Source organism: Streptomyces inhibens (assembly GCF_022221585.1).
Taxonomy (GTDB): domain Bacteria; phylum Actinomycetota; class Actinomycetes; order Streptomycetales; family Streptomycetaceae; genus Streptomyces; species Streptomyces inhibens.
Genome location: NZ_CP084681.1, coordinates 1,192,725 through 1,218,544, shown reverse-complemented (window position 1 = coordinate 1,218,544; position 25,820 = coordinate 1,192,725). Strand labels below are relative to the sequence as shown.

Here is a 25,820-nt window from a genome sequence, read left to right as displayed (position 1 = left end):
CTATTGGCCCGTGGGTCCCGGTCCGCAGCGCGCGCCGCTCAGCCAGCTGCCGGCCGCATCGAGCGCGGTGTCCGCCGCCGGCAGGGTGCCGACTGCGGCCAGGAAGCCGTGGAAGGTGCCGCGGTACTCGTCGATCCGGGCCGGAACGCCCGCCTGCCGCAGGGCCCGGCCGTAGGCGCGGCCCTCGTCCCGCAGCGGGTCGCACTCGGGCAGGACCAGCAGCGCGGGCGGCAGACCGGTGAGGTCAGGTGCCAGACCGGGGGAGGCGTACGGATGGCAGCCGTCGCCGTCCGGGCCCAGATACTGCTCCCAGTACCAGCGCATATGGGCCGTGGTGTGGAAGAAACCGGTCGCGTAGTCGCGCGCCGACCGGCCCGCCAGGCGGTGGTCCAGGGCCGGATAGAGCAGGAGTTGCGAGGCGAGGGGGTGGCCGCCGCGGTCGCGCGTCATCAGGGTGACCGCGGCGGCGAGCGCGCCCCCGCTGGAGTCGCCCCCGACGGCCACCCGGGCCGGGTCCGCGCCCAGTGCGGCGGCCTGGTCGCAGGCCCACTGCGTGGCCGCGTACGCATCCTCGACGGCGGCCGGGAAGCGGTCCTCGGGGGCCCGCCGGTAGTCCACCGACACCACCGACGCACCACTGCGCAGGGCGAGTTCGCGGCACAGGCCGTCGTGGGTGTCGAGATCGCACAGCACCCATCCGCCGCCGTGGAAGAAGACCAGGAGGGGGCGGGGGCCGCCGGCTTCGGCCCGCGGGCGGTAGAGGCGTACGGGGAGCGGGGGTGCGCCCGGCGGCCCGGGAATGCGGCGGTCGGCGGTTTCCAGATGTCCCGCCGGGGCGGGGCGGCGCCCGCCGCTCCCGGTGCCCGAGGCGCGGCGCAGCGTCCCGGCGTCCAGCGGACCGCGGGCGGGGTCGGGGAAGTCCGCCGACATCGCGTCGACGAGGCGGCGGGCGGTGGGGGAGAGGGGGTCGGGGGACGGGGTCGGCCTGCTCATCCGGTGGTCAGCCCCCCGTCCACCGCGAATTCGGCGCCGGTGATGTACGAGGCGGCGTCGGAGGCGAGGAACCGGACCAGTGCGGCCACCTCGTCCGGTTGCCCGATGCGCCGCAGCGGCACCCGTGGCCACTCCTGTTCCCGGCGGTCCGGGCCCGGTGCGCTCACCACCATGGGAGTGTCGATCACTCCGGGGTGTACGGAGTTCACCCGGATACGGTCGCCGGCCAGGTCGAGCGCGGCGGATGCGGTGAGTCCACGCAGCCCGAACTTGCTTGCCCCGTACGCCGCGTGCTGCGCAATTCCCCTGAGCCCCGCCGTCGACGCGATGTTGACGATCGCCCCGCCGCCCGCCCTGCGCAGCTCGGGGACCACCGCCTTGATGCCGAGGAAGGGGCCGAGCAGATTCACCCGCAACAGCAGCGCGAAGTTCTCCTCGGTCTCCTTGTCGACGGGGGCGGTGCGCCACAGCGCCGCGTTGTTGACGAGGATGTCGAGCCGTCCGAAGGCCGACACCGCGGCCTCGGTCACGGTCCGCCAGCCGACGGCGTCCGTCACCTCGTGCCGGACGAAGAGCGCCGCGTCCCCCAGCTCGGCGGCGACCGCGCGGCCCTCCTCCTCGCGTACGTCACCGAGCACGACGCATGCGCCGGACGCCACGAACAGCCGCGCCTCGGCGGCGCCCTGCCCCCGCCCGGCGCCGGTGATCAGCGCCACCTTGCCGTCCAGGCGCTCCCCGCCGGCGCTCATGCCCGCTCCCCGAGCGCGCGGAAGTGCGGGATCACCGTCTCGCCCCACTGCCGGATGGTCTCCATACAGACCTCCTGCGGCACGGTGCCCATCTGGATCAGGCACATCACCTCGTCCACCCCGATCTCCCGCAGCCGCTCGACGTAGCCGATGGCGTCCTGGGCGGTGCCGTACGCGTGCTGGGCGTTGTAGGTGCCGGTGTCGACGGGCCGCGCCGGGATGTTCGCCTCGTGCAGCCTGGCGACCAGCTGCTCGCGGCGCCGCGCCAGCGCCGCGACATGGTCCTCGTCCACGAAACGGCCGGTCGGCGCGGGCCCGTTGCCGTACCAGTGGGCGATCGCCTCGGCGAAGAACCGCTGGCCGCGGGTCCCGATCCGGTACGCGGCAGCGCCGTCGTCGAGCACGACCGTGGGGCACAGCGCGGAGAGATGGTCGTTGGGCCGGTCGGTGACGAACCGCTCGCCGCTGCGGGCGGCGATCGCCTCGTCGTAGACCTTGCGCATCTCGCGTACGTCATCGGCGCCGGCGAAGCCCATCACCAGGGCGCCCAGGCCCAGTTCGGCGGCGAGCTTGAGGGTGTCGTGTTTGCTGCAGGCCATGAACAGCGGCGGGTGCGGATGCTGCACGGGGCGGGGGAGGACGGCGCCGGGGCCGATGTCGATCGACCCGTGCCACTCGAACTCCTCCTCGCGCCAGGCGCTGCCGAAGATCCGTAGCGCCTCCTCCACCTGCGGATAGGTGTCCTCCGGGCTGACCCCGTACATGGACATCTCCTGTTTGGTGGCGCCTCGGCCGGCGCCGATGTCGACGCGTCCGCCGGAGAGCACATCGAGCATCGCGGCGCGCTCGGCGACCCGGACGGGGTGCTGATAGCCGAAGGGCATGGTCACCACGCCATGGCCGATCCGGATGCGCGAGGTCCGGGCGGCGACCCAGGTCAGGAAGATCTCGGAGGCGCTCATGTGCGCGTACTGGCTCAGCGAATGGTGCTCGACCGCCCAGACGCGGTCGAATCCCATCTCCTCGGCGTGGACGGCCTGTTCGACGCAGTCGTGGATGACCTGGCGTTCGCGTGCGGGGGTCGGGTCGGCGAGTTGCGCCTCGAAGATCATCGAGAATTTCACGGAACCACCTCTCTGGATGTTCCTAATAGAAATATGTCTAGCAGGTATATGAGAGAGGGGGAAGGGAGTGGGTGATGCCCCGTCAGATACCGGTCAGATACCCGTCGGATATCTCGTCGGATGTGCCGTCGCCCGTCCGTCGCCCGTCCGTCGGCCGTCCCTCGGTCGTCCGTCGGTCATCCTTCGGGCGCCGGTCGGTGCGGACCGTAGACTGCGCAACGTGACGGACAAGAAGGCGGGCGCGGCGAGCGCCGGCGATGCGGAGCGACCAGCACTGCCGGCCACGAGTTGGGCGGTGCTGGGACTGCTCTCCTTCGGCGAGGAGCTGTCCGGCTACGACCTGAAGAAGTGGTCCGACTGGTCACTGCGCTTCTTCTACTGGAGCCCGTCCTTCAGCCAGATCTACGGCGAGCTGAAGCGCCTGGAGAAGGTCGGTTACGTCAGCTCGCGGATGGTCGCCCAGGAGACCGGCAATCGCGACAAGCGGGTCTATGTGATCACCGACGAGGGGATGGCGGCGGTCCGCCACTGGGCGCGCGAGGCGCCGGTGGAGCCGCCCGTGCTCAAGCACGGGGTGATGCTGCGGCTGTGGCTCGGCCATCTGCTGGAGGCCGACCGGATGCGCGAAGTGCTCGGCCGGCACCGGGAGTACGCGGAGACGATGCGTGAGCGTGCCGAGGTGGACGTCGAGAGCGCCCGCGCCGAAGAGACCTGGGCCTACCCCGCGCTCGTCCTGAAGTGGTCCGAGCGGTTCTACGCCTCCGAGCGGGATCTGGCCGATGCGATGCTGGCTGACCTGGACGAGATGGACGGTCTGGACGGTCTGGACGCCAAGAGCCGCCCGTAGGCCCGACGGTGTCAGACGGCCAGCACGCGGGCCCGGCAGTCGGCCGGGGTGCCCCAGGCGTCCCGCAGCGGGCGGGCCTTGCGGATCCACAGCGAGAGGTCCAGCTCTTCCGTATAGCCGAGGGCACCGTGCAGCTGTAGCGCCGTACGTGCCGCGGCATGACCGGCCTCGCCCGCCGCGACCTTCGCCGCCGCCACCTCCCGGCCGGCCGACGGGGCGTCCGCCGCCACCGCCAGGGCCGCCGCATGCACCAGCGGCTGCGCGAACTCCAGCCCGATCAGGGTGTCCGCCAGTCGGTGCTTGACGGCCTGGAACGAGCCGATGGCCACTCCGAACTGAGCGCGCCGCTGGACATGTTCGACCGTGGCCGCCAGCAGGGCACGGCCGACGCCGAGCGCCTGCGCGGCGGTGGCCAGCCGGGCGACGTCGATGGCATGCGCGGCGGCCGCGGCCACCGCCGGGCCCCGGGCCAGCACGGTGCCGCTGAGCGGGCGGGACAGCCGCCGGGCCGGGTCGAGGGAGGGCTGCACGGGGCCATGGGTGTCCGTACGGAACACCGTGTCGCCCCGGACGACGAGGACGGCGTCGGCGGCATCCGCGTCCAGCGCGAACGGGGCCCCGGCGCACAGGCCGACCACGGCGTCACCGGAGGCGATCTTGGGCAGCCACTCGCCGGCCGCGACGCCGTCCCCGAGGCGGTCCAGGAACGCGGCCGCCGCCACCGTCTCCACCAGCGGTCCGGGCACCGCATGGCGGCCCAACTCGGTGAAGGCGACGGCAAGTTCGACCGGCAGCGGCCCCAGCCCGTCGTGGCGCTCCGGTACGGCGAGCCCGAACACCCCCGCCTTCGCGATCCGCGCCCACAGATCACGGCCCGGCTTGTGCTCCCCGGACGCCCAGGCCCGCACCACGGCCGGGGTGCCGCACGCCCCCAGCATGCCGTCCAGCGTACGGGCGAACTCCCGCTGCTCATCGGACAGGAGGAACCGCATCACCGGCGTCCCTTCGGCAGGCCGAGCAGCCGCTCGGCGATGATGTCGCGCTGGATCTCATTGGTGCCGGCGTAGATCGGCCCGGCGAGCGAGAAGGTGTAGCCCTCGGCCCAACTCCCGTGCGCCGGCGCTTCCTCGGCGTCATCGGCGAGCGTGCCGTACGGGCCGAGCAGATCGAGTGCGGTCTCGTGCAGGGCGATGTCCAGCTCGGACCAGAAGACCTTGTTCAGGCTCGACTCGGCACCGGTCGACCCGCCGGCCGCGAGCCGGGAGGCGTTGGCGTAGGTGAACAGCTGATAGGCGCGGGCGCCGATCAGTGCGTCGGCCACCCGGTCGCCGAGGGCCGGATCGGCCGTCTCGGGGGCCGCGCGCCACAGTGCGGCCAACCGCTCGGCGGCCGCCGTGAAACGGCCCGGACTGCGCAGCGTCAGGCCGCGCTCGTTGCCCGCGGTGCTCATCGCGACCCGCCAACCCTGCCCCGGCTCGCCGATGACGTCCGCATCGGGCACGAACACCTCGTCGAGGAAGAGTTCGGCGAAGGCGGGCTTGCCGTCGAGGCGGCCGATGGGGCGCACCGTGACGCCCGGCGCGTCCAGCGGGAACATCAGATAGGTGAGCCCCTGATGCGGCTTGGGGGTGTCCGGCTCGCTGCGGAACAGCCCGAACGCGCGGTCGGCGAAGGCGGCCCGGGACGACCAGGTCTTCTGTCCGCCGAGCAGCCAGCCGCCGTCGGTCCGTACGGCCGTCGACCGCAGCGAGGCCAGGTCGGAGCCGGCCTCCGGCTCGGACCACGCCTGGGCCCAGATGACCTCGCCGCGCGCCATGGGGCCCAGGATCCGGGCCCGTTGCTCGTCGGTGCCGTGCTCGAAGAGGGTCGGGGCGAGGAGGCTGATGCCGTTCTGACCGACCCGGCCGGGGGCGCCGGCGGCGTAGTACTCCTCCTCGAAGATCAGCCATTGCAGGATCGATGCGCCCCGGCCGCCGTACTCCTCGGGCCAGGAGACGACCGACCAGCGGTCCGCGAAGAGCCGGCGCTCCCATTCCCGGTGGGCGGCGAACCCCTCCGCGGTCTCCAGCGACGGCAGTGGGGTGGCGGGTACATGGCGGGTGAGCCAGTCGCGGGCCGTGGCCCGGAACGCCTGCTCCGCGGCGGTGAAATCGAGGTTCATCAGGCCCCCGGCCGCTTCATGGTGACGGTCGCGATCGGGCCCTGCCGTGCGTGGCGCACGGGCTCGTCGTCATGGGCAGCGGGCATCCGCCCCTCCTTCCCTAACAAGTGTTTGGTAGGTTAACGTACCGCCAGGAGCAGCGTCGAGGCCCCATCCACGTCGAGCGCCAGGAGGCTCGCGCATGACACCGCCCCCCTATGTGCCCGGCCACCACCTGCTCGCCGGCCGGACCGCGGTCATCACCGCGGCCGCCGGCGCCGGTATCGGCGGCGCCACCGCCCGCCGCTTCCTGGAGGAGGGCGCCCGTATCGTCATCGGCGACGCCCATGCGCGACGTCTGACGGAGAGTGCCGAGGCGCTCACCGAGGAGTTCGGCGCCGGCACGGTGGCCGCCCTGCCCTGCGATGTCACCGACGAAGACCAGGTCAACGCCCTGCTGGAGCTGGCGGAAGAGCGCCATGGACGGCTCGACATCGTGGTCAACAACGCCGGGCTCGGCGGCACCGCCGACCTCGTCGAGATGACCGACGCGCAGTGGAGCACGGTCCTCGATGTGACGCTGAACGGCACCTTCCGCTGTACCCGGGCGGCCCTGCGCCGGATGAAGGCCGCCGGCCGCGGCGGCGTGATCGTCAACAACGCCTCCGTCGTCGGCTGGCGCGCCCAGCGCGGCCAGGCCCACTACGCCGCCGCCAAGGCCGGGGTGATGGCGCTGACCCGCTGCGCCGCGATGGAGGCCGCCGCATACGGCGTACGCATCAACGCGGTCTCGCCGAGCCTCGCCATGCACCCGCACCTGGTGAAGGTCACCACGCCCGAGCTGCTGGCAGAGCTCACCGAGCGGGAGGCGTTCGGTCGCTACGCCGAGCCCTGGGAGGTCGCCAATGTCATCGTCTTCCTGGCCGGCGACTACGCCTCGTACATGACCGGGGAAACCGTCTCCGTCAGCTCCCAACATGCGTGAGACGGGAGTGAGGGGATGTCGAGGGTCGGCGGGAACGGCGAGCGGACGGCCATGACCCCGTCCCCCGGGCGCCGCCGGGAACTCCTCGCCACCGCCGCGGAGGTGTTCGCCGCCCAGGGCTACAACGCGACCACCGTCCGGCAGATCGCGGACGCGGTCGGCATGCTCGCGGGCAGCCTCTACTACCACTTCGACTCCAAGGAGTCGATGCTCGACGAGATCCTCGCCGGCTTCCTCGACGAGCTGTGGGCCGGATATGCCGCGGTGCTCGCCGCGCGGCTCGGCCCCCGGGAGACCCTTGAGGCCCTGGTCACCGAATCCTTCCGGGAAATCGACCGGCACCGCGCGGCCGTCGCGATCTACCAGAAGGAGGCTCGACACCTGGCCGCCCAGCAGCCGCGCTTCGGCTACCTCGCCGACGCCCAGCGCAACTTCGAGCAGGCCTGGCTGGGCACCCTGGAGCGCGGAGTGGCCGCCCAGGTCTTCCGCGCCGATCTCGACATCCGGCTGACGTACCGCTTCGTACGCGACACCGTCTGGGTCGCCGCCTCCTGGTACCGGCCGGGCGCACAGCACGGCCCCGAGGAGATCGCCCGCCAGTACCTGTCGATGGTGCTGGACGGGATCGCCTTGCGGAACTGACCGGCACCTCCGCAGAATCTGACCAAGGAGACCACCATGCCCGAGGCCTACATAGTCGACGCGGTCCGTACCCCGGTCGGGAAGAAGGGCGGGGGTCTGTCGGCCGTCCACCCCGCCGACCTGGGCGCGCATGTGCTGACGGCGCTGATGGCGCGCAGCGGCGCCGATCCGGCCGCCGTCGAGGACGTCGTCTTCGGCTGCCTGGACGCGGTGGGACCGCAGGCCGGGGACATCGCCCGCACCTGCTGGCTGGCCGCCGGACTGCCCGAGGAGGTGCCCGGTGTCACCGTGGACCGCCAGTGCGGCTCCTCACAGCAGGCCGTGCACTTCGCGGCCCAGGGCGTGCTCTCCGGCACCCAGGACCTGGTCGTCGCGGGCGGCGTACAGAACATGTCGCAGATCCCGATCGCCTTCGCCAGCCGCCGGGCCGCCGAGCCGCTGGGGCTGACCGAGGGCCCGTTCACCGGCTCCGGGGGCTGGCGGGCCCGCTACGGCGAAGCGCCGGTCAACCAGTTCCACGGCGCCGAACTGATCGCCACCAAGTGGCACATCTCCCGCCCGGACATGGAGCGGTTCGCGCTCCGCTCCCACCAGCGGGCCGTCCGCGCCCTCGACGAGGGCCGCTTCGACCGCGAGACCGTCGCCTACGGGGACGTCACCGTCGACGAGGGGCCGCGCCGCACCACCTCGCTGGAGAGGATGGCCGCACTGGCGCCGGTCGTCGAGGGCGGCCGGCTGACCGCGGCGGTCTCCTCCCAGGTCTCCGACGGCGCGGCCGCGCTGCTCATCGCCTCCGAGCGGGCGGTGGCCGAGCACGGCCTGACCCCGCGGGCCCGTATCCACCATCTGTCGGTACGCGGCGAGGACCCCATCCGGATGCTCTCCGCACCGATCCCGGCGACGGCGTACGCGCTGAAGAAGGCCGGTATGTCGATCGACGACATCGACCTGGTCGAGATCAATGAGGCGTTCGCGCCGGTGGTGCTGGCCTGGCTGAAGGAGACCGGCGCCGACCCGGAGCGGGTCAATGTCAACGGCGGCGCCATCGCCCTGGGCCATCCGCTCGGTGCGACCGGTGTCCGGCTGATGACGACGCTGCTGCACGAACTGGAGCGCACCGGCGGCCGGTTCGGACTGCAGACCATGTGCGAGGGCGGCGGACAGGCCAATGTCACCATCATCGAACGTCTCTGAACCTCGCTGGCCGACTTCGAGCCCACCCGGGCGCCTCTCACGTCTTTGACGGTCCGTCAGGCGGCCGGGTGGGCTCGCTGCGCCGGCAGCGCGGCCATCGCCCCGTACGCCTCGGCCATGATCCGGTCGACGAGTTCCGCGCAGGACGGCAGATCCTCGATCAGCCCGGCGACCTGGCCGGAGGCCATCACACCGAGGTCGGTGCGGCCGTCGACCATCGATGCCTTCAGCAGCATCGGGGTGTTGGCGGCGAGCAGGACCTGGCTCCAGGAGAGGTCCTTGCCGTGCTTCATCGCCAGGCCGTCCCGGACCATCTGCGGCCAGCTCAGACCGGACAGCTTCCTGAACGACGCGGCATGGCGCACCGCTTTGAGCAGCGCGGTGACGCGCCCGGACCGCTCCAGCGCCTTGACCAGCTCACTGCGCAGCATCCGGTGCGGCAGCCCGTCCACCTTCGTGGTGACGGTGATGTCCTTGACGGCCGCCGCCAGATAGCGGGCCTGTACGGCCTGCGGCACGGTGCTGTCCGACGTCAGCAGAAAGCGGGTGCCCATGGCGATGCCGGCCGCGCCGTAGGCGAGCGCGGCGACCAGGCCCCGGCCGTCGAAGAAGCCGCCCGCGGCGATCACCGGGATGTCGACCGCGTCCACGACCTGGGGGAGCAGCACGGTCGTGGCGACGCTCCCGGTGTGGCCGCCGCCCTCACCACCCTGTACGACGACCGCGTCCGCACCCCAGGCCGCGACCTTCTCGGCGTGACGGCGGGCACCGATGGACGGGATGACGAGGACGCCCGCGTCCTTGAGCCGGGCGATCAGCTCGCGGGAGGGGGCCAGTGCGAACGAGGCGACCCGGACGCCCTCCGCCACGATGACGCCCACCCGCTCGTCCGCATCGCCGGCATCCGCCCGCAGATTGACCCCGAAGGGCGCGTCCGTACGGGACTTGACCTCCCGGACGGCCGCGCGGAGCTGCTCGACGGTCATGGTGGCCGAGGCGAGGATCCCCAGGGCGCCCGCGTCGGCGGCGGCCGAGACCAGCCGGGGCCCCGCCACCCAGCCCATGCCGGTCTGCACGAGGGGATGCCGTACCCCGACGAGCTTGGTCAGCGGGGTCTCGATCCTGGTGTCCGTCATGCCGCCGGCACCTCGCGGTCGCGCAGCGCGTCCGGGTCGATGACCGTGCGGATCAGCCGCAGCTCCTCGGCGGTGGGCTCCCGGGTGTACGGCACCTCGGCGGGCAGTACGAGCGGGAACCCGGTGGCCTCCTGGACCTGCTCGACCGTCACGCCGGGATGCACGGAGGCCAGCCGCATGGCGCGGTCCGATGTCGCGAAGTCGAAGACCCCGAGGTGGGAGACGACGCGCGGGATGCGGTGGTAGCGGGTCGCGGACGGCCCGGCCGCGGCCGCGCTGTCGTAGCCCACCCCGCTGATCATGTCGACCTTCGCCACGAAGACCCGCGTCGAATGCTTCGGAACCCAGTAACTCACCGGATTGTTGAGGGTGTTGACCGGTGCGCCCCGTACACCGAGGAGCTGGCGGGCGGGCTGTTGCCAGTCGCCGATGCAGGAGATGTTCTGGTTGCCGAACCGGTCGAGCTGACTTGCGCCCATCATGACGTGCCGCTTTCCGCCGGTGACCATGGCCAGATGCTGGCGGTACGGCAGCCAGCCCTCGGCCGCACCGTCCAGGCCCACGATCATCGCCTCGCCGTCGGTGAGGAGGAGATCGGGCGAGAAGGTGCGCTTGGCGAGCCGGGCGCCGATGGACGGGATCACGCCCATCGGGCTGGCGAGCACCTCACCGTTGTCGCGCCAGGCCTCGGCGCAGGCGATCACACAGTATTCGGCGCGGGTGGCCGTGGTGGTCGTGCTCACTTCCGCTCCTCCTGCTCTTCGTGCCACGTCTGGACCGCGGACTGGTACGCCTTCTCGTCCCCGTGCAGGAAGCGCCCCGCGAACTGCGGCAAGGGCGTGGTCGCATACAGCTTCTGGAAGGGCTCGTCACGTCCGTAGTCGGGTACGCAGGAGGTGAAATGCGCGCCGTTCGGGGTCTCGACGACTCCGGTGACCGAGTGCCGCTTGACGAGCAGGGTCTGCGGGGCGGCCGTGGCGAAGGTGTCCACGAGCCGCTCGCACGAGACATACGCACTGTCCGCGGCCTCGCAGAACAGATCGTCGAAGTACGGGTCGGGGCCCAGATACTGTCCGTTGCCCAGCCGGTCGGCGCGGTTCACATGGACCAGCGCCGCGTCCAGGCGCAGCGCGGGCATCGCGACGAACTCCTCTCCGTCCGCGTACGGCGAAGTGACGGTCCGCAGCGTGGGGTTGACCCGCATGACGTCCGAGCCTAGGCCGGCCCGTACGGGCAGGAACGGCAGCCGGTTGGCCGCGGCGTGCAGCCCCCACATGAACATCGCCTCGTCCACCTCCATCAGCTCGAACGCACCGCGCTGGCGGGCCGCGCGGAAGTGCGGTTCGAGGGGGATCGAGTCAAGGGTCGCGAACGCGGCGACCAGCTTGCGGATCCTTCCCGCGGCGGCGAGCAGGCCGACATCGGGACCGCCGTACGAGACAACGGTGAGATCGGTGATCTCGGAGCGGAGCAGCGCCCGCACCAGCGCCATCGGCTTACGGCGCGAGCCCCAGCCGCCGATGCCGAGGGTCATACCGCTGCGCAGCCGGGAGACGACCTCTTCGGGTGTCATGGTCTTGTCGGTCACGGTTACCTGTCCCCCTGGTGATGCTCGGTGCCGAAGGTGTCGCGGACGCGGTCGGCGACACCGCTGAGGTTCGCCTCGAAGGTGAAGCCCTGCTCGAAGCGGTAACTGCGATGGACGTCGACGGGGTCGATGCCGTTGATGGCGGCCTTGGCGAGCCGCAGGAGGTAGCCGTCCTTCCGTGCGATCTCACGCGCCAACTCCAGGGCGGCGTCGTGCAGTTCGGCGCGCGGGACGACCTTCCAGACCGAGCCGTGTGTGTACAGTTCGGCGGCGGTGGCGGTGCGTGAGGTGTAGTAGAGCGCGCGCATCAGGTGCTGGGGGACCAGGCGGGCCAGATGGGTGGCCGCGCCGAGCGCGCCGCGGTCCAGCTCCGGAAGGCCGAAGGTGGCGTCCTCGCTCGCCACGATCACATCCGCGTTGCCGACGAGGCCGATACCGCCGCCCAGGCAGTGGCTGTGCACCGCGGCGACGACGGGCACCGCGCACTCGTACACCGCCGAAAACGCCTCGGCGCAGCCGCGGTTGGCGCCGATCAGCGCGTCGTGGCCGCCGGATGCGGTGTCCCGCTGCATCTCCTTGATATCGACGCCCGCGTTGAAGCCGCGGCCCTCGGCGGTGAGCACGACACAGCGGACACCGGGGTCGCGGCCGGCCGCGCGCACGGCGTCGGCGAGGTCGTACCAGCCCTGCACCGGAAGGGCGTTGACCGGAGGGAAGGCCACGGTGACGACCGCGATGCCGTTGTCCGGCTCGGAGGTGGAGACACCCATGAGCAGATCAGCTACCTTTCCACCAAGCGTTTGTTAGGTAGCGAAGTTAGCAGCGGATCGCGCGCTGCGGGAGGGGTGCCGGTTGAGCCTGACTCTCGATCTGTCCGGGCGGGTGGCCGTCATCACCGGCGGCACCCGCGGCGTCGGCGCGGGCATCGCCCGGGCCTTCCTGCAAGCCGGCGCGGAGGTCGTGGTCTGCGCGCGACGGCCACCGGACACCCCCGTCACGGCAGCCGGCCGCACCGCCCACTTCCGCCCCCTCGACCTCCGCGACCCACCGGCCGTACGGGACTTCTTCGCACAGGCCGCCGCCGAACACGGCCGGCTGGACTGCCTGGTCAACAACGCCGGCGGCACGCCGTACCGGCTGCTCGCAGAGGCGGACCCCGAGCGGCACGCCCGGGTCGTCGACCTCAACCTCATCGCGCCGATGACCGCCTCCTTGGCCGCGTACGAGGTGATGCGCGGTCAGCGGACCGGCGGCTCGATCCTCATGATCGGCAGCGTCAGCGGCACCCGCCCCTCGCCCGGCACCGCCGCCTACGGCGCGGCCAAGGCGGGCCTGGACCACCTCGCCCGCTCCATGGCCGTCGAATGGGCCCCGGCGGTCCGGGTCAACACCCTCGTCCTCGGCATGGTGCGCACCGAGCTCGCCGCCCTGCACTACGGCGACGAGGCGGGCATCGCGGCCGTCGGCGCCACCGTGCCGCTCGGCCGGCTCGCCGAACCCGCCGAGATCGGCGACGCCTGCGTCTTCCTCGCCTCCGACCGCGCCGCCTACCTGACCGGCGCGAGCCTGCTCGTCCACGGCGGCGGGGAACGCCCCGCCTTCCTCGACGCCGCCACCGTCAACCACCCCACCGCGCCCGAAGCCGCCAAGGAGAACTGAGATGACCGGTATCTGCACCGGACGCGTCGCCGTCGTCACCGGAGCCGGCCGCGGCCTCGGCCGCGCCCATGCGCTGGCCCTCGCCGCCGAAGGCGCACACGTCGTCGTCAACGACCTCGGTGTGGCACCCGACGGCGCCGGTACCTCCGCGGGCCCGGCCCAGCAGGTCGCCGACGAGATCCGGGCAGCCGGCGGCCGGGCCGTCGCCCACACCGGCGACATCACCACCATCGACGGCGCCGCCTCCCTCGTCACCACCGCCCTGGACGCCTTCGGCCGGCTCGACGCCCTCGTCAACAACGCCGGGTTCCTGCGCGACCGGATGCTGGTCAACCTCGACGAGGACGACTGGGACACCGTCATCCGCGTCCACCTCAAGGGCCACTTCCTGCCGCTCCGGCACGCCGCCGCACACTGGCGGGCCGAGGCCAAGGCCGGCCGCAGGCCCGACGCCCGGGTCATCAACACCAGTTCGGGCGCCGGGCTGCTCGGCAGCGTAGGCCAGGGCAACTACTCCGCCGCGAAGGCCGGCATCCTCGGCCTCACCCTCGTCGCCGCCGCCGAGATGGCCCGCTACGGCGTGCAGATCAACGCCATCGCCCCGGCGGCCCGTACCCGTATGACCGAGCAGACCTTCGCCGACACGATGGCGGCGCCCGCCGAGGGCGAGTTCGACGCGATGGCCCCCGAGAACGTCTCCCCGCTGGTCGTCTGGCTGTCCTCCACCGCCAGCGACGGCGTCACCGGCCGGGTCTTCGAGGCCGAGGCGGGCCGGATCACCGTCATGGAGGGCTGGCGCCCCGGCCCCACCGCCGACAAGGGCAGCCGCTGGACCCCGACCGAGGCAGGCGAAACCGCCCGCACGCTCCTCGCCGCCGCCGAGGTGCCGCAGCCGGTGTACGGCGCGCGATAGCCCGTGCCACGGTGCGCGCTCCAGGACGTCAGAGCCCCGCGGGCCCCAGCCCCGCGAGTCCGGCGGCGCGCGCGAGCAGCTCGACGAGCATGTCGAAGGTGAGCGGAAGAACTCGGGCGCACGGTCCGCACGGTCTTCGCCTGCGACTATGTGGCCAGCCCCGGCCTGCGCCGGGAGATCCACGGCGGGCTCCAGGTCGTGGAGAACTGGAACAGCGCGAACACCGTGCTCCACTACGGCAAGGACGGCGCCCTGACCGGCCCGGACAAGGAGCACGCCGAGACCTCGATGCTCGCCCTGCACCTGCTCCGGTCCGCGCTCGTCCACGTCAACACCCTGCTGGTTCAGCAAGTCCTGGCCGAACCGGCCTGGGCATCGCGGCTGAGCGAGGAGGACCGGCGCGGCCTGACCGCGCTGTTCTGGTCCCATGTCGACCCGTACGGCACCTTCCGCCTGGACAGGGACAAGCGCCTCGACCTGGGGCCGGCCGCCGCCGTGCCCCGCCCCCGCACCCCGGCGGACACCGCGGACCGATCGCGTACCGAGACCCCCTTTCGCGGGCGTGAGTAGTTGCGGGACAGAAAGTGCCGCTGAGATTGATCATGGTCGGCTCGCACGCCGGGCGGTGGTGCCGCTGGGTTTCGGGGAAAGCGCGCCGAGCGGGCCCACTGACGACCGGCACACCACCCCTTCCGGGCACGAGCTCAAGCGGGCGGCGTGACCGGGGACCACACGCCCATCCACTGTTCGGCGCCCCACTCCTCGTACCGTTGCACCTCGGCGAACCCCAGCTTCGCCGCGAGGCGCATCGAGCGGTCGTTGGCGGTCTGGGTGCGGAGCACCACCGGCTCGCCGGGAAGCGCGTCGGCGAACCAGCCGAGCGCCGCCGCGCACGCCTCGGCGGCGTACCCGTGTCCCCATGCCCCTGGCAGGAGCAGGTAGCCGAGTTCGGCCTCCCCGGCATCCGGGCGGACATGACTCCGATGCTCCGCGTCGCGCCGGTTGAGCTCGATGGTGCCGATCACCGCTCCGTCGAGTTCGATCACGAAAAGGCCGGGGCGCCTCTCGGGCGTCTCAGGCAACGCTCGCTCCAACTCATCACGCTGTCGAGGGCCGCCCAGGTAGGTGCCGACCTCTGGCGATGCGAACAACTCGATGAACGCCGCACGGTCCCGGGCCTCGGACTCGCGGAGCACGAGCCGTTCGGTCCGTATCGGGGCAGGTGGCCAGGCGGCGGGTCCGAGTTCAGCCATGGCGGGCAACCTATCGCCCGCCCGCAGAACTACGCTCCCTCGCCATCCCTCGCCAGCTCGAAGCGCCCGCGAACCAGGGCCTGTCCGGAGTCGTGATCAATACGGTCTGATTCGGACCCGAGCGTCACGCCGGGCTGGTAAAACTTCGTGCACGAGCACCAGCGGCTCGGCCGCGGCATCGAGCTCGCCATGCTCACCGAGGAAATGAAGGCGGGCGACGTCGGCCCGGAGTTCCTCAACGGGGAACTGAAGGGCTCGCACGACCCGTCCGGCATCGTGTTCACCGCGCTCGCCGCGATGTCCGGCATGGAACGCGAGTACATCCGAGGCCGCACCCTCGAAGGTCACGAGTCCGCCCGCAAACGCGGCAAGACCATCGGCGGCGCCGGAGTCACCGACAACGACATGCTGTACATGGCCCTCCACCTGCGCGACCAGGAGATGAGCCTGCGCGACATCGCCAAGCGACTCGTTATCACCACGGGCACGAAGAAGGGCCAACACCCCTCGCCCGCCACCATCATGCGCATGCTCCGCGAACACGACGAGCAGACCGCGGCGGCGAATACGTGACCACCCGCTACTTTGCGGCTGGTGTCTGAGCTAGGACACCGGGGCCGTCACCCGCGCGTCAAGCTCCGCCGGCCCACCACAGCGCGGTGCGTAGTAGGCCGGAAAGGCGCCCTCGCCGCTGCCCGGCGGCGCCCCCCGCCGCTCCGGTCGCATCCATCCCCTCACGCTAGAGGATCACGGCCGCTTCCTCAGGGCTGCGACGAGGCGCGGTCGGCGAGGTGCGCAGGGGGTGCGATGCCCGGGGCGAGCGCGGGATCCGGTTCGAGGGGGCCCCAGGACGTACGCAGCGGGAGCACACCGGCCCAGAGGCCGAGTTCGGCGTCGGCGCTGTCCGCGTCGTCCGGCGGGCCGGTGCGGATCTTCACGGACGCCTCGTCGAGAGAGAGGGCGAGCAGCGCCGTTGCGGCGAGTTCCTTGCGGCTCGGGCGCCGGGCGTAGTCCCACTGGCCCGGTGTGGCCTGCTCGGTGAGGCAGCGCAGACCGGCGAGCTTCTCTTCCGGGTCGGTGACCAGGCGGGGCGTGCCGAACACCATCGCACTGCGGTAGTTGACACCGTGCTCGAACACGGAGCGGGCCAGCACCAGCCCGTCGACATGGGTGACGGTGACACAGACGCTCGCCCCGGGAGAGGCGACCAGGCTGCGGCTGGCGACCGACCCGTGGAAGTACAGCGTGCTGCCGTCCGCACCGTAGACCGTGGGCACGACGAGCGGCGTGCCGTCCACCGTCACCCCCAGATGACAGAGGAAACCGGCGGCCAGCACGGCATCGAGCTCATCGCGGTCCAGACTGCCCTGCTCACGCAGCCGGCGATGGCGGGTGCGCTCGGTTTCCGGCAGCTTCCGGCCGTGCGACGGGACGGACGAAGGGGTGGATGCAGGGACGGGCATGGTGAAAATTCTACTGATTCCATGTGTGCGTGACTAGATCGCGCCTGAATTCGTTGCGGCGATGTCTTATGTCAACGAATTCAGTACATTCCCGCGTCCCTGCGGGCCGCTCACAACAGCCCGTCCCACATCTGTTCCACGACCATGGCCCACCAGCGATTGGGGCCGGCCAGGCTCTGCGGGTCGATGGCGGCCAGATCGTTCTGGAAGCGGGCGGTGTCCTGCGCCGCGGCGGCCGGGCTCAGCTGCCTGCGCGCCGCCCAGCGCTGCTTCAGCAGCGCCAGCGAACGGGCAAAGGATTCCAGGTCGGAATTGACGAACGAGGCCCATCCCGAACCGAGTTCAACGGCCCACACCTTGGCCGTCGCCGGCTCGACACAGATTTCCCGCCCGAAGTCGTCCCCGATCCGGACGTAGCCGTAGGAGTCGTACGACTCCTTGATGTGCGGCTTGAGGGTTTCGCCGCGCAGCTCCGCCCGGCCCGGCAGATCCACCGCCGCCGGTTCCCCGGGCGTCAACCGGAAGAAGGGCGGGAAATCAGCCGGCAGTCCGGTCTGGGTGAGGGTGTGGAGCGCGGAGGGAGGGAGCGCGGCATTGTGCAGCTCTTCGGCCTCCCGCTGAATGAGAGAATTCGCGCCGAACGCGGCGAGCAGTTCGCTGCGGGCCGCGGACTCCGGATGCGTGGGCGGGCCGGAATCCGCCCCCTTCGACGGGAGCGGCAGCCGGGCGGGGCGGGCCGCGAGCGGCTTTCCCTCGCGCCGGGCGAGTTCGGCGGCGTGCTCGTAAAGCTTTTGCTGGCCCGCTGCCCGGGACCGGGCATCCGTTCCGTAGTCCACGGTGTGGCTGACCTTCACCTGCGGCCAGGAACGAGAGATCAAAGCGGCGCAATTCCCGCCGGGAAGGGCGCACACCTGCAATTCGGTGTACAGCTCCAGCACATCTTCGGGACGAATTCCCAGCTGCGCGAGATGGTCGACCAACTGCCGTTCGGGGTGCGGGCGTCCCGGACCGCTGCGGGCCAGCTGAGTGCGTTCCGCACCATCGCGATCGCGGAATCGGCAGACCGCTGTGTAACCGAGGCCGGTGCCCAGCGGCGCCCCGTCGTCGTACGTCTGATTGCTGCTCATCTGCCCAGTCCCTTTTACCCGTTGTCGTCAGCAGCCCTCGCCGGACAGCGACCGCTCTGTCGAGCTATTCGAGAATGTACGTGCTGTCACTGACAAGCTGAGGCCACATCGTGGCCAGCGAGCCCTTCACCGGCCGGCGGGTGCACGCGGGATCGATACGCCCGAGCCGGCGCAGGATGTGCTCCCGGAACTCGTCCGCTTCGTGCGGATCACGCTCGTTCGAGGTGACGACCGCTTTCAGCGCAACCGTCCAGCAGCGCAGAAAGACATCCAGCGAACTGTTGACGAGGCATACGAAGGTCCCTCCGCCCTTTCCTACGTCGGCCAGCACGACGCGACCGCTGCCGTGCTCGATGCACAGCCGCATGCTCTCGTCCCCCACGAAACCGATCGCCGAGGCGCCCGGCCGGTCGCCCCGTTCGGCACCCTCACCCTCACCGGCGCCGAGCCGGGGAAGCGTGGGCACGAACTGTTCCGTCCCCCCGAACCAGATCTCGGAGGCGGGCAGACCGACCTCGGTGAGCAGACGCGCGGTATCGGGCAGCGCCGCCAGCGGACCAAGACGCTCCGGATCGGCGAGAACGGGCCGCCCGATCAGGGAGAACAACGGATCCAGCTGCTCCCGCGTCAGCGCACCGCCGCCGTAGAGGGCGTCGTCCACGATCCGCCACGAAATACGCCGGCGCGGACGAGCGGGCAACGCCCGCCGGCCCGGCCGTCCCTGAGCCACATCGATGAGCATCATCCCGCTGCGGCCGAGCAGCAGAGCGCGCTCCCCGGACAGCGGATGAACCTCTCCCACATGCCCTTCGGGGCACACAAGAGCCGCGGTGTCGAAGGACTCCTCGCCCGTCGGTCGCACCCCGACCCACCCGTCGAACTCCTCCCGTACGACCTCCAGGGGCCCGGTCTGCGGAGCCACCTCCTTCGACGGCTCCTCCAGGGCTTCCGGAGGCTCCGTGGACGCGTCGCCGACGGGAACGCCGTCCGCGAGCGCCCACCACTGGTAGAGCCCGCTCAGCTCACTTCGGGTGCAGAACTGCTCGGATCCCTCGACGCTGCGCCAGCCGTGCAACTCCACCGGACCGGGCCATTCGGCATCGAACTCCGTCGGCTCGAAGACCCCCAGCGGGCGCCAATGAGCCCAGTGGGTGCGCCAGATCCGGGGGACGCCGCGCCGCAGCAGCCAGTCCGCGAGTTCGGTGTCGTCACAGACCGAAGCCGTGAGCCCGAGGCGTGAGGCATGCTCCGACACATGGCCGGTTCTCGGCCCGATGTAGAGACGACGCGCCTGGGTGAGCGCCCGCCGACGGGTGCGCAGGGCCGGCCGGGACGCTCGGTCGGCGTGCCGGTCGGCTTCCTCGAAGGACGGCAGATCCGCCAGGAAGGCGACGGCGGGATCGGCGATCCACTCGTCCAGGACGCCACTCGCGGCCGCATGAGCCAGCCCCGGCCCCAGGACGTACTCGGCTTCCGGCGAGAGCCGCTGCACACCGGCCGAGGAGCGCTCCACGTCGGTGAGCACCGCTTGGGGCGCCAGCGCCGTCGCGATCTTGCGCTGCAACTCCGGGAGAGCAAGGCCGTACGAGCGCCGGACCGCGGCGGCGAGGGCGGTGTCGCGCAGCCGCAGATGCCGGACCCGGCCGGCGCCCGAGCTGTCCGTGCCGCCCGTGCCGTCCGCGGAGCCGGGTGCGACATCCGTCTGCCCCGCGCCCGGCTGTTCCGCGCCCGGCTGTTGCGCACCCGACGGTTCCGCGTCGGACTGCTCCGTGTCGGGCAGTTCCGCTTCGGGCTGTTCCGTGTCGGGTTCCGTCGTCACGAACTCCTCCGCGACGTACGCGGCCGCCGCCCCGACCACCCGCGACAGCGCCTCTTCGGAAGTCGGCTGCCCCCGGAGCGTCGACACCGCACGCGCGGCGAGCGATACCGGCATGCCCGCCTCGCCCTCGGCCAGCACCACCGGGGTGAGCGCCATCCCCACCTCGTCGGCGGCCTCCCCGAAGGAGGACAGAAAGAACCGCCAGGCATCGTCCAATGACGTCGGCAGCGGCGCCGACCCCTCCGGGGTCCAGGGCTCCTCCCTGGCGCGCAGATCCATGCAAAGCGTCTCGGCGAGCAGGAAGTTGGGCCAGGAACTACGGGTGACGGCCTCGGCGGCGATCTCCGCCGCGGAGCCGTCCTCGCCGTAGACGGAACCCGTCACACGCAGCAGCCCCGTGACCCACTCCTGGAATGCGCCGCGCTCAGGGGCGAATGCCGCACTGTCCAGATCGATCAGCGCATGCGCGGGCAACTTGGCGCGTCGCATCAGGCGCTCGGCCTGGGCCCGCGGCAGATCGAGCAGGACACGGATCGGCTCGGCCCCGTTGTCCAGCCGCTTCCGGGTCACGCCTCCCGGCTGCACGAGCGGGAACAGCACCTCCTCGGCCACCTGGTCGGGCACATGGCTCAGCGACGTCCGCCCGGCCAGCGCCGTGTCCAGCAGCGCGAGGGTGAAGGGAGTGCCGCGGCGCTTGGCCTCCCTGTACAGGGAGGGGGTGGGGAGCCAAGTCCCGGCCGGAATGGGGCCGTCAGGTGCGCTCCCCGGCAGCAGCGACTGTTCGATCTCCGCCTGGATCTCCCGCTGCGTACGTCCCCGTGACTCCAGTACGAGATCGAAGGCGTTGGGCGGCGGGGACGGCGCGACGGACTGGTCGATGAACGCCCGCGCGTCCGTGTCGGCCGCCATCGCCAGCCACGCCAAGAGCCAGCTCTTGCCGCAGCCAGGGTCCCCCGTGACGATACGCACATGATCGTCGGGCGCCTCGGAAGCGAGCCATGAGACCAGCGAATGTGCGGCGCTCGAGCGGCCTACCAGGCGAAATTCCATGGTGCGCAACCTTACTCGCCATCCGACGACTCGGGACTGTCAGGGGCCGTCGCGGGACCCCTGCCCGCGGGGTGGTGGCGGGAGTCATCACCCAAGATCTCACCGCGCCGCTTCTTGAGATCGTTGATGTGTTTCCGCATTTCCGCCGAACCGCTGCCGTCGTCCGGATGGGGCAGCGTGTGCGTCGTCGGCACTTTGCCGAAGACGCGGTACATCAGGGCCGCGCAGCCCTTCTGCGCACAAGGGGCACGTTCCGTGTAGACCTCGACGAGACGAATCCGCTGGCCGTCGGGGAGCGTGGACTGCATGTGCTGCAGATACTCGACCGCGGCCCGTTCGGAGTGCTTCGACTTGCCCGTCCATGGCTGGTCGTCGGACTTGGTGACATTTCCGCTGGTGCCGAAGCTGCGCGCCAGCATCACATATTCCTTCGAGTCCGGCTCTACGACGTACCGGAATGCCGCGTAGTTCGCGGACGGCGACATACCGAAATTGTTCTTGCCGGTGTGCTGGTCCGCGGCGGAACCAGGCACCGCGTACTGCTGGAAGTAGCCATGGTCCAGCCTTGCCCGCTCGACCATGCGGCCCAGGTCGCTGTCGTCCCAGTCCTGCGGCTGGGAGTCGACCAGCTTCTGCGCCTCGGCCGCGGTGAACTTCGCATCGTCCGGTTCATCGCGGATCAGTCCGTCGTATTCGTCGTCCTTGTCGCTGTCCTTGTCGCTGTCTTCGCCCTTTTCGTCGTCCTTGCCTTCGTCCTTTTCGTTGTCGTCGTCGTTGTCGTTGTCGTTGTCCTGCTTCTCGTCCTTGCCCTCGTCGGTGTCCTTCTGTTCCTTGTCGCTGTCCTTGGTGTCCTGTGGGTTGTCCTTTGTGTTGTCCTTCTCGCCCGGCTGTTTGTCGTTCTCGGTGCCTGCGGGGTCGGCGGGCGGCCGGCGTTCTCCGTCCGGATCGTCCTGGTCGTGCGGGGCGTCGGGCATCTCGACGTCCGAGTGATCGGTGGGATCCGACTCGTTGTCCCGCCGTGGCCGTTTCTTGTCGTCCCCCTCGTCGGTCTCCATGTCCTCGGGGGGTCGCTCACGCTTCTTCCCATCGCCGGACCCCGCCGGCTCGGCGGCCGGCCGCCGGTCGCTCTCGTTGCCCGGCTTCTGTGTGGAGCTGTCGCCGTTGACCGGGCGGCGGTTGGGGTCGAGCGGGATGGCGTGGACGCCGTTGGAGCCGTCGTGCAGGGGCTTGTTGCTGCGTTGGCCGGTCTGGGCGTCGACGTAGGTGATTTTGCCGTTGTGGTTGACGACGTTCCAGGCGTGGGCGCGGCCGTTGCGGTCCTGGGTGACGATGACGGCCTGTGAGCCGTGGCCGGAGTTGCGGAGGTCGTTTTCGAGGCGGTTGAAGGCGTCGCGGCCGTTGCCGTAGTCGTTGAAGCGTGCGCCGAGGGTGTTCTCGATGCGGTCGCGGCCGTTGTTTTCGCCGCGGTCGGAGGGGGTGCCGTCGGGGTTGGTGTCGGGGGTGCGGTGGGCGGCGGCGGTGGGGTTGCCGGAGTAGGTGTCGGCTGCGGCCAGGGCGGCGTCGACGCAGTTGTTGTTGCGGCCCGGTGCGTCGGAGCCCGGCTCGTTGATGGTGTCGACCCAGTTGCCGTCGTCGGGGTCGGGATGGCGCTGGGGATCGCCGTTCTCGTCCTTGGGGACCGAGTCCTCGACGTGCTGCTGGTGCTCGTCGGTGGGCCCGTCGAGACCGCCCGGATGGTCGCGGTTGCGGGTCTCGGAGGAGGGGGTGGGGTCGGCGTCGGAATTGGCGTCGGTGTCCGAGTCGGAATCGGGTTTGGTGTTGCTGTCGGTGTCGGGTTTGGCGTCCGAGTCGGAGTCGGAGTCGGATTTGACGTCGGTGTGGTCGGCGTTGGATCCGGGGTCGGGCTTGGTGTCCGAGTCGGGATTGGTGTCGGGGGTGGAGGTGTCCGCGTGGTCGGCCGGGCGGTCGTCGGGGCGGGTGTCCGCCTGGGTGGGACGGTCGCTGTCGGGGCGCTCGCTGTCCGGGCGGTTGTTGTTCGGGCGCTCGCCGTCTGTGCCCTCGTTGTCCGGGCGGTTGTTGTCCGGGCGGTTGTTGGGCTCGGAGTTCGAGGGCGTGTCCTGGCGCTGCGGGGTGTCGGTGCGCGGCTCGGACGGCGGACGTTGCTGAGGCGGCTGGTTGTTCTGTGGCGGCTGCTGGCGCGGGTCCGGGCGGTTGGTGTCGGGCTGCGGCAGACGGGGGTCGGGGCGCCCGTTCTGAGGGGTGGTGGGGCGCGGGTTGTAGGCGGGGCGGTCCTGGGTGCGTTGCGGGGAGGCGTCCTGGATGGGCCGGGAGCCGTCGGGACGCCGGTTGGGCGAGCCGGGGCCGGTGCCCTGGGGTGTGCCGCCGCGCGGTGGGGCGGTGGTGGGCGTGTGGGCGCCGCCGCCCTGGGCGGGCACGGTGGGTGCGCCCATGATCGGGCCCGCGCTCTGCGGGGTGTTCTGTGGCGACTGCTGCGGGTTGGTGGGCGTGTTGGTGCCGGGGTCCGCGGTGTGCTGGGTGGGCGGTGGTGCGGTGAGGGTGTCGGCGGACTGGGTGCTGACGGTGGTGTCGTCGTCGCCGTGCGTCGGATCGCGGTGCGGCATCGACGGGCCGGAGGCGGGGGAGTGCTGCGCCGGAGCGCCCTGGGAAGGCATGCTCACGTGCGGGGTGGCGGGGCGGCCGCCCGCGCCGGACTGGGAGTTGTCCCCGTTGTTGCTGCCATTACCGCCGCTACCGCTGCTGTTGCCGTCGCTGCCGCTGTTGGAGGTATGGCCGCCGTCGCCCGGAGGGTTGCCGGCCACCGGGTCGGGAGAGGGCGACGGCTGTGAAGCCTGGGACGTGTCCGGACGCGAAGGGCCTTCCGAGGAAGGTGAGTTGGGCTGGTTCGCGGACGACTGGTCGGGGCTCGAGGCGGCGGAATGGTCCGGGGCCGGGCCCGCGTCAGGTGTCGGGGCCGCGTCCGGATGCGGCGCGGGGCCAGGCGTGGGCTGCGTACCGACCGAGTCCGGGTCGGAGTGCGGCCGGGCCGAGTCCGGGGTCGTGTCGGGCGTCGGCCGGGCGCTGATCGAGTCGGGGTCCGGACGGGCGGAGTCCGGGGTGTTGTCGGGGGTGGGGTGGGTGCTGACCGGGTCGGAGTCGGGGCGTGCCGCGTCCGGACGTGCCGAGTCCGGGGAATTGTCGGGGGTCGGCTGAGTGCTGACCGGGTCGGAGTCGGGGCGTGCCGCGTCGGGGCGGGCGGAGTCCGGGGTGTTGTCAGGGGCGGGCTGGGTGCTCGCCGAGTTCGTGTCAGGGCGGGAGGTGTCCGGGGTGGTGCCCCCGGAGTCGGGGGTGGAACCCGAACCCGGGGAAGTTCCTGAGTCTGTGGAGGTTCCCGAGTCCGGGGAGGTTCCCGAGTCCGGTGTGTGTCCGGAGTCGGGGGTGTGGGAGGCCCCGTACGGGTTGTCGTTGCCACCCTGGTAGCCGGCGTCGAAGGGAGAGCGCTGGTCCGGGGGCGGGAGCGGCTGTGACTGGGGGGTGTTGCGGTTGCCGTCCTGGCCCGGGCCGGAGCTGTCGGAAGTGGTGGACGGGTTGCTGCCGCCTGAGCCCGTGTCCGTAGATCCTGAATCGCCGGGGGAGTGGCCGGAGTTGGAGCCGCCACCGGCTCCGGATCCAGACCCGCTGCCGCCGCCGGATCCGCTTCCGCCGGACGAGCCGCTGCCGCCACCGGCACCGCTGCCGGCGCCCGTGCCCGTACCGCCCCCACCGCCGCTGGACTCACCGGACCCGGAGCCAGCCCCTGACCCGGACCCGGAGCCCGACCCACTGCCCGAGCCGGAGCCACCACCGTCGGAGCCGCTACCGGAGCCACTCCCAGAACCGCTCCCGGAGCCACTGCCACTCCCGGACCCGCTGTCGGATCCACTCCCGGATCCACTCCCGGATCCGCTCCCGGACCCGCTCGATTCGTTCGAGCCGCTGCTCTCTCCGCCGCCCCCGTCCCCGCCGCCATGTTCGCCCCCGCCCCGTCCGGCGGCGTGATCCAGGCCGCCGCGGGCGTGGTGGCCCGCCCTGCCACCCGCGCCGTCGCGGAGCGATTCGGCGAAGGTCTGGCCGGAGTTCTTGGCCGCGTCAAGGCCCGCCTCGGCGCCGGTTTTGACGCTGCGGCCGACGTCGAAGCCCTGCTGGGCCCCGAAGTTCATGTTCACGCCCTGCGCGATGGCGTCGGAGATCATGGCCTCCAGCGCGGAGACGGCGGGCTCCTTGACCGTCTCGAGGATCGCCTCGACCAGCGCCTCACGCGCTTCCTTGAGGATGCGTCGGACGATCAGGCGGGTGGCTTGGGTGGCGCCGGCGGCGCCGATCTCGGACAGGCCGAGGGTGAAGGGCGCGGCTGCCTGGGCCGCGATGATCTCCGCGGCGAGGATGGCCAATTGGGCGATCACCGCGACTTTCATCCCGACGATGACCACGGAGCCGGCGTCCAGGGCGAAGGCGATGAGCTCGGCGGCGGTACGGGCGTCGTCGAGGTAGCCGGAGCCGTTGCCGGAGTACTTCTCCCAGGTCTTGCTGAAGCCCTCGATGCTCTCGCCGGAGTTGGCCGACAGAACGTTCCCGGCGGCGGAGACGCCTTCGGACTGCAGCTGCTCTACGGCGTTGGCGAACTCCCGCCAGGCGTCGGCGGACTCGTTCATCTTGTCCTCGTCGCCCGTCGGCCAGTCATAGCCGAGCATCTCAAGGACCCACTCGAGCCAGTCCGGCAGCATGAGCGACATGGCGGCAATCCCCCGTAGGACAGCGAAGCGATCGGTCGAGAGCCTGATGTGGCATCAGAAGCTGGTTCAACAGGTCGTCACGTTCTGTACTGAGTGGGTCAAAGTCTAGTCACCACACCGGAGTTGCCTCAGGGCGTTCACTGTCACAGTGTCGTCACCGACGGGGAAGGGTAACGGGCCAATCCCCCCATTCCCTACCCAACTGCTGTCATGTTGCGTCGGGGTTGGTCCGACCGGTCTGTCCGGTCCGACCGGTCCGGCGCTGCCGGCCGCCCTGCTGTCACGACCGTGCCGCTCTCACCAGCTGCCCCGCCCTCACCAGCTGCCCCGCCCTCACCTGCTGCGCCACGGGGCGGGCGCCGGGTGTCC

General features: G+C 71.4%; 21 protein-coding genes and 1 pseudogene. 8 read left to right on the top strand and 14 right to left on the bottom strand.

Translation table 11 applies throughout. The annotated features are described in order from the left end of the window. From KI385_RS05755 to KI385_RS05745, 3 genes are read right to left on the bottom strand one after another with little or no spacing between them, the layout of a single operon-like run. Entirely contained in the window at positions 1 to 993 is a 993-nt protein-coding gene (locus KI385_RS05755) for an alpha/beta hydrolase (protein WP_238571138.1), read from the bottom strand. After that, positions 990 to 1,742 carry a glucose 1-dehydrogenase gene (locus KI385_RS05750; RefSeq protein WP_238571137.1) on the bottom strand — a complete coding sequence of 251 codons (753 nt, stop codon included), beginning with the start codon at positions 1,740 to 1,742 and terminating at the stop codon, positions 990 to 992. The genes KI385_RS05755 and KI385_RS05750 overlap by 4 nt, the downstream gene beginning before the upstream one ends. Then, positions 1,739 to 2,866, bottom strand: coding sequence for an LLM class flavin-dependent oxidoreductase (locus tag KI385_RS05745; protein ID WP_238571136.1), 1,128 nt, complete (start codon positions 2,864 to 2,866; stop codon positions 1,739 to 1,741). The genes KI385_RS05750 and KI385_RS05745 overlap by 4 nt, the downstream gene beginning before the upstream one ends. A 220-nt stretch (positions 2,867 to 3,086) precedes the next feature. Here KI385_RS05745 and KI385_RS05740 point away from each other — a divergent pair, with 220 nt between their 5' ends. Further along, on the top strand, positions 3,087 to 3,713 hold the full coding sequence (locus KI385_RS05740) for a PadR family transcriptional regulator (protein WP_238571135.1): 627 nt from the start codon (positions 3,087 to 3,089) through the stop codon (positions 3,711 to 3,713). A gap of 11 nt (positions 3,714 to 3,724) precedes the next feature. Here the strand turns inward: KI385_RS05740 and KI385_RS05735 are convergent, their stop codons facing one another. Together KI385_RS05735 and KI385_RS05730 are read right to left on the bottom strand one after the other, a co-directional pair. After that, entirely contained in the window at positions 3,725 to 4,705 is a 981-nt protein-coding gene (locus tag KI385_RS05735) for an acyl-CoA dehydrogenase family protein (RefSeq protein ID WP_238577577.1), read from the bottom strand. Next, entirely contained in the window at positions 4,705 to 5,874 is a 1,170-nt protein-coding gene (locus KI385_RS05730; RefSeq protein ID WP_238571134.1) for an acyl-CoA dehydrogenase family protein, read from the bottom strand. Before KI385_RS05730 ends, KI385_RS05735 begins: the two co-directional genes overlap by 1 nt. 181 nt (positions 5,875 to 6,055) lie before the next feature. Between KI385_RS05730 and KI385_RS05725 the strand changes: the two genes are divergently transcribed. The 3 genes from KI385_RS05725 to KI385_RS05715 are packed head-to-tail and all read left to right on the top strand — an operon-like array spanning position 6,056 to position 8,674. Further along, positions 6,056 to 6,838, top strand: coding sequence for an SDR family oxidoreductase (locus tag KI385_RS05725; RefSeq protein ID WP_238571133.1), 783 nt, complete (start codon positions 6,056 to 6,058; stop codon positions 6,836 to 6,838). A 15-nt stretch (positions 6,839 to 6,853) separates the two neighbouring features. Continuing rightward, entirely contained in the window at positions 6,854 to 7,480 is a 627-nt protein-coding gene (locus tag KI385_RS05720) for a TetR/AcrR family transcriptional regulator (protein ID WP_238571132.1), read from the top strand. A gap of 36 nt (positions 7,481 to 7,516) precedes the next feature. After that, positions 7,517 to 8,674, top strand: a complete 1,158-nt coding sequence (locus tag KI385_RS05715) for an acetyl-CoA C-acetyltransferase (protein WP_238571131.1) — start codon at positions 7,517 to 7,519, stop codon at positions 8,672 to 8,674. A gap of 56 nt (positions 8,675 to 8,730) precedes the next feature. Here KI385_RS05715 and KI385_RS05710 read toward each other — a convergent pair whose 3' ends face one another. From KI385_RS05710 to KI385_RS05695, 4 genes are read right to left on the bottom strand one after another with little or no spacing between them, the layout of a single operon-like run. Then, a complete protein-coding gene (locus KI385_RS05710) occupies positions 8,731 to 9,810 on the bottom strand; it encodes an NAD(P)H-dependent flavin oxidoreductase (RefSeq protein WP_238571130.1) in 1,080 nt (359 codons plus the stop codon). Then, complete coding sequence (locus KI385_RS05705) at positions 9,807 to 10,553, bottom strand: CoA-transferase subunit beta (protein ID WP_238571129.1); 747 nt, start codon at positions 10,551 to 10,553, stop codon at positions 9,807 to 9,809. Before KI385_RS05705 ends, KI385_RS05710 begins: the two co-directional genes overlap by 4 nt. Beyond that, positions 10,550 to 11,398 carry a CoA transferase subunit A gene (locus KI385_RS05700; RefSeq protein ID WP_238571128.1) on the bottom strand — a complete coding sequence of 283 codons (849 nt, stop codon included), beginning with the start codon at positions 11,396 to 11,398 and terminating at the stop codon, positions 10,550 to 10,552. The genes KI385_RS05705 and KI385_RS05700 overlap by 4 nt, the downstream gene beginning before the upstream one ends. A gap of 2 nt (positions 11,399 to 11,400) precedes the next feature. Beyond that, on the bottom strand, positions 11,401 to 12,168 hold the full coding sequence (locus KI385_RS05695; RefSeq protein ID WP_238571127.1) for an enoyl-CoA hydratase family protein: 768 nt from the start codon (positions 12,166 to 12,168) through the stop codon (positions 11,401 to 11,403). An 82-nt stretch (positions 12,169 to 12,250) separates the two neighbouring features. Between KI385_RS05695 and KI385_RS05690 the strand changes: the two genes are divergently transcribed. The 3 genes and pseudogenes from KI385_RS05690 to KI385_RS05680 all read left to right on the top strand — a co-directional run. Beyond that, positions 12,251 to 13,057 carry an SDR family oxidoreductase gene (locus tag KI385_RS05690; protein WP_238571126.1) on the top strand — a complete coding sequence of 269 codons (807 nt, stop codon included), beginning with the start codon at positions 12,251 to 12,253 and terminating at the stop codon, positions 13,055 to 13,057. 1 nt (position 13,058) lies between these two features. Next, complete coding sequence (locus KI385_RS05685) at positions 13,059 to 13,970, top strand: SDR family oxidoreductase (protein WP_238571125.1); 912 nt, start codon at positions 13,059 to 13,061, stop codon at positions 13,968 to 13,970. A gap of 117 nt (positions 13,971 to 14,087) precedes the next feature. Then, positions 14,088 to 14,540, top strand: a pseudogene (locus KI385_RS05680) (Tn3 family transposase); the annotation flags it as partial. 134 nt (positions 14,541 to 14,674) lie between these two features. Here the strand turns inward: KI385_RS05680 and KI385_RS05675 are convergent. Then, on the bottom strand, positions 14,675 to 15,223 hold the full coding sequence (locus KI385_RS05675; RefSeq protein ID WP_238571123.1) for a GNAT family N-acetyltransferase: 549 nt from the start codon (positions 15,221 to 15,223) through the stop codon (positions 14,675 to 14,677). A 147-nt stretch (positions 15,224 to 15,370) separates the two neighbouring features. On the opposite strand from KI385_RS05675, the gene KI385_RS05670 reads away from it, so the two are divergent. After that, entirely contained in the window at positions 15,371 to 15,796 is a 426-nt protein-coding gene (locus tag KI385_RS05670; RefSeq protein ID WP_238571122.1) for a recombinase family protein, read from the top strand. Between the two features lie 188 nt (positions 15,797 to 15,984). On the opposite strand, the gene KI385_RS05665 is transcribed toward KI385_RS05670, so the two are convergent. The 4 genes from KI385_RS05665 to KI385_RS05650 all read right to left on the bottom strand — a co-directional run bounded on the left by KI385_RS05665 (position 15,985) and on the right by KI385_RS05650 (position 25,451). Then, positions 15,985 to 16,686 carry a pyridoxamine 5'-phosphate oxidase family protein gene (locus KI385_RS05665; protein ID WP_238571121.1) on the bottom strand — a complete coding sequence of 234 codons (702 nt, stop codon included), beginning with the start codon at positions 16,684 to 16,686 and terminating at the stop codon, positions 15,985 to 15,987. 110 nt (positions 16,687 to 16,796) lie between these two features. After that, on the bottom strand, positions 16,797 to 17,813 hold the full coding sequence (locus KI385_RS05660) for an SUKH-4 family immunity protein (protein ID WP_238571120.1): 1,017 nt from the start codon (positions 17,811 to 17,813) through the stop codon (positions 16,797 to 16,799). A 64-nt stretch (positions 17,814 to 17,877) separates the two neighbouring features. Continuing rightward, positions 17,878 to 20,682, bottom strand: a complete 2,805-nt coding sequence (locus KI385_RS05655) for an SUKH-4 family immunity protein (RefSeq protein WP_238571119.1) — start codon at positions 20,680 to 20,682, stop codon at positions 17,878 to 17,880. An 11-nt stretch (positions 20,683 to 20,693) separates the two neighbouring features. Beyond that, positions 20,694 to 25,451 (bottom strand): toxin glutamine deamidase domain-containing protein, encoded by a 4,758-nt coding sequence (locus KI385_RS05650; protein ID WP_238571118.1) that lies wholly within the window; start codon positions 25,449 to 25,451, stop codon positions 20,694 to 20,696. Between the last annotated feature and the right edge of the window lie 369 nt (positions 25,452 to 25,820).